The following is a 4,034-nucleotide window of genomic DNA, read 5'->3' on the forward strand; positions in this document are numbered from 1 at the left end:
AGAACCTTGGCAGCCTTGGTGGTCTGAACGGTTCGAACGGTCTGGGGGACCTGGGGGATCTGGGCGGTGTCAACGGTCTGGAGACGCCGACCGGGGGCAGTACCGCTTTCGTGAACGACGACTTCGCCACCATGTTCGCGGACGGCAGCGAGGCCGTCTTCGACCCGGAGACCGGGATGCTCACCAGCACCGGCCCGGATGGTTCCACGGTGGACACCGACCTCACCCACGGGGCGAAGGTGAACAACCCGGACGGGTCCACCACCTTCCTGGACAACGGGCGGCTGAACACCACCTTCCCGGACGGCACCACCCAGATCATCGACCCGGACACCGGCGTCGCCACAGTCACCGACCCGCAGGGCAAGACCGAAACGGTGGACCTCAAGGGCCTCAACTCGTCCGGAGGCTTGGGTGGTTCGGGCTCGCTCGACGGCCTGAGCAGCCTCGGCGATCTCGGCGGCCTCAACGGGTCCGGCGGCGGGACCGGTGGTGGCGGCACCTCGAGCAGGGACGTGCCGTTCTCCGAGCTGGGCCTCGGCGGTGGCCAGGCGAGCACCGCGGCCTTCGGAGGCGGTCTCTCGGGGGCGGGCTCCCTCTCCCCGGACGGTGCCGGGGGCACGGGTGTCGCCCCCCTCTCCGACAGTGCCACCGCAGGCGCGGGCGCCCCGCTCGCGTCCTCCGCCGGCGGGGGCGCCCCCGGCGCCCCCGGCACGCCGGGCAGCCCCGGTATGCCGATGGGTGGCGGAATGGGCGGCATGGGCGGGGGTGGCGAGAAGGGCAACGGCGAGCGGGTGCGCGCCGTCCTGGTCGACGCGGCCGAGGAGAGCGAGCGCCGCAACCGCCGCCGGCGCAGCCCGTGGAACCGGCAGGAGGACAGCGACACCTTCCTGGCCCCGGCCTCCCGGGTGACGACCACCGGCGGCGATTCCCCGGAGGAGGAGGCCGAGACGGGTCGCAGGCCCCTCACCTCCACCGACTTCCTGGAGGAGGACACGGACGTGTGGGGCACCGAGGAGGGCGGCACCCCGTCCGTGATCGGCCGGTGATCACCGCTCGAATCCGGCGCACCATCGCGCGGAGCCGGCCCCACTCCACCCCCGGCCTCCGCGGTGGCACGGCCACCAGGCAAGATCAACGGAGCAGTTGACGGGCCGGGGACCGTGAGCGGACACATCGTCCGGGCGCACGGGCGTCCGGACGTACGGAAAGACCGACGGAGAGGGAGGGAGCGAGCATGACGGAACCGCTGGAGAAGCGCCTGGAGAAGGCCATGGCCGAACTGCAGGCGGCCCAGGAGGCGGTCGCGCGTACCGAGCGCGAGCTGCGGACGGCGTCGTTCGCGGCGCTCTCCTCCGATCGTGCGGTCCGTGCCACGGCGGGCCCGCAGGGCGAGCTGACCGGGATCGACTTCCTGGAGAACAAGTACCGCGACATGTCCCCGCAGGAGTTGGCCGCCAGCGTCCTGGAGGCGGCGAGCGCGGCGCGCCTGAAGATGAACCGGCATGTGATGAAGGCGATGGCGCCCTTCGCCGAGCCCAGCAGCAATGTGCCTGAGCTGAAGGGCTTCGAGCTCGACTGGGAGCGTATCTTCGGCCCCGAGGTGCTGGAAGAGGACGACGCCGACACGGCACGTGGTACGAAGGACGCCCCCACCTGGCGGGACGCGCTCGGCGACGAGGGAGAGGACTGACGATGGGACAGCGGTACTACGTAGACCCGCATCGCATCGAGGCCCTGGCGAAGCAGTTGGAGGAGATCGGCACGCTGACCAGGAGCATGACCGAGGAGTTCCTCGACGAGCTGGCCCCCACGGTGAGCTGGCCCGGCACGGAAGGCGAGTTCGCGGAGAAGGCCAAGCCGCAGGAGCAGAAGGAACGGCAGACGACGAAGGACACCATGTTGTCCATTCGCGATGCGCTGGTGGGCATCACCGATGCCACGGTCAGCCAGGTCCGGATGATGAAGGACACCCGCGACCGCAACATCGAGAACGTCGAGCAGGGCACCAACCGCATCAACACCGACGGACTCGACAGCGGCCCGGGCGGGCATGGGCGCCGCTGATCTCCGCGCCGCAGGCCGCTCCCGCACCACGCCGGGAGCGGCCGCTCCGTCCTGCCCGCACGGGCTCAGGGGCGGCTCCCGGTGAGCATCCAGGTATCGCCTGAGGTCAACGCGATGATCTTCATCCTCACCGGGGAGAGGCTCATGGACGCTGACGAGGACCTCGCCTTCGACAGTCGGCGGCCCTACTCCGGCCTGGGCCGCAAGCTGGACAGGCTGTCCTCGCTGATCGACAAGTCGATCCACGACATCGGCGAGTCCATGCCGGACGACCTCGCCAAGTCGTACGGCAAGGCGATGGGCATGCTCATCGACGACGGCGGCAAGAACTACCTGCGCGACTTCTCCGACCAGCTCGACAAGATCGCCGAGGGCCGGCGCAAGACCTCCATGGACATCATGGAGTCCAAGTGGCAGGTCATCGCCGAGATCATCCGGCTGCTCATCGAGATCGCCATCTATCTGGCGATGTCCTTCTTCACCGGGGGCGCCTCGGCCAGCCAGATCATGCTGGCCAAGATGCGCAGCCGGTTCTTCATCCTCACCACGCTCAGCCACCTGCTCCAGCGGCTGCACCTCGCGCCCTCGCTGACCGAGGCGTTCGCCGAGGCGTTCACCACCTTCGCGGTGCGGCTGGCGATGATGAACTTCGCCCCGGACGGCCGCCGCCCCGACGGCATCGACTGGAGCGACATCGGCAAGGCCGCCGCGTTCGGTGCCGCGGCGGGCTTTTTCACCAGCGTCTTCGACAGCTTCGCGAGGAACATCGTCAGGAGCTTCGACAACAACTTCCTGAAGAACGGCCCGGATCTCGACTTCAAGAACAACCCCAACCTGAAGAACAACCCGGACCTCGACCTCGACAACTACGGCCCGAATCCCAAGCCGAACCCCACCCCCGGCCCCGACCGCGACAACCTACTCAACGACCGCCCCGACCCCACCCCGTACGGGAACGGCCCCAACCCCTCGAACAACGTGCCGGTCACCTTCCGGAACAACCCGCTCTCCTTCCGGAACAACATCGACCTGTGGCGGAACAGCCCGATCCTGCGGCACAACGCCGACCGGCCCGGTGCGCTGGCCGGGCACTACGGGCTCAAGGGGACGGCCGACTTCCTCGCCGCGGGCTCCGGCGAGGCACTCGCGGAGATCCTGATCAAGGGCGCCTTCGACGGCGACTGGTCCACCAGCTGGTCCACTTTCGTCGGCGCGGGCATCAGCAGCCAGGTCGAGGCCACGCTCAGCGACACCGCCGTGAACAGCGCCGCCGAACTGCGCCACGTCATCGACAAGCTGCGTCACCAGCCACCCACCGTGTCAGCGGGCGACACCGACTCAGGCAGTTCCTCGCGCTCCGGCGACGGCCCGGATCGCGCCGACGGCCCTTCGCGCACGGACACGACGGGCGGCGACGGCCCCGCCCTCGTCTCGCCCCCGCCGGTCACCTCGCAGACCACCGGACAGGGTGACGCCACCGGTAGCCAGTCGCCCCCGCCCTACTTCTCCGAGAACCCGCCGCCGTACACGACCCTGGACCCACCGCCGTACTCACCGGGCGCGCTGCCCGCGACCGCCGCAGAGAACGCGCTGTGGCAGCAGGTCCACAACGGCCCCGCCGACGTCCGCGAGCAGGCGCTGCGTGACCTCGCCGCCCTGCGGGGCGCCCAGCCGCCCGGCAGCGCCGAGATCGGTGTCCGCGACAGCCTGCACGGCAACTTGTCGCAGATGCCCGAGGTCCGGGTGGTGCCCGCCGGGAGCAGCCCCGCCAACCAGGTCGACACGGACGAGGTCCGCCGTGCCCTCGACGGCTTCGGCACCCAAGTCACGGTGGACGCCCCGATCACGGTGGGTGCCGCCTCCGGCGCAGGGGGTGGTCCGGCCACGGTGGATGGTCCGGGTGTCTCTGGTGGTAGCCCTGTTGTGGTCGAGGGGGGTGGTCCGGCCACGGTGGATGGTCCGGGTGC

3 protein-coding genes and 1 pseudogene are annotated in these 4,034 nt (G+C 70.1%); all 4 read left to right on the forward strand.

Going from position 1 to position 4,034, the window contains the following annotated elements; translation table 11 throughout:
• A pseudogene (locus tag ACWD04_RS17710) lies at positions 1-1,049 on the forward strand (AAWKG family protein); the annotation flags it as partial.
• Positions 1,050-1,237: 188 nt separating this feature from the next.
• Positions 1,238-1,693 (forward strand): YbaB/EbfC family nucleoid-associated protein, encoded by a 456-nt coding sequence (locus ACWD04_RS17715; protein ID WP_451132852.1) that lies wholly within the window; start codon positions 1,238-1,240, stop codon positions 1,691-1,693.
• Positions 1,694-1,695: 2 nt separating this feature from the next.
• Positions 1,696-2,067 (forward strand): hypothetical protein, encoded by a 372-nt coding sequence (locus tag ACWD04_RS17720; protein ID WP_451132854.1) that lies wholly within the window; start codon positions 1,696-1,698, stop codon positions 2,065-2,067.
• 81 nt (positions 2,068-2,148) lie between these two features.
• Positions 2,149-4,034 (forward strand): WXG100-like domain-containing protein (locus ACWD04_RS17725; protein ID WP_451132856.1); only part of this gene is annotated, 1,886 nt, incomplete at its 3' end.

Source organism: Streptomyces sp. NPDC002911 (assembly GCF_053591835.1).

Bases quoted from the DNA above. Each gene is read 5' to 3' on its own strand.
- ACWD04_RS17715 (WP_451132852.1), top strand. From the start codon at position 1,238: ATGACGGAACCGCTGGAGAAGCGCCTGGAGAAGGCCATGGCCGAACTG.
- ACWD04_RS17720 (WP_451132854.1), top strand. From the start codon at position 1,696: ATGGGACAGCGGTACTACGTAGACCCGCATCGCATCGAGGCCCTGGCG.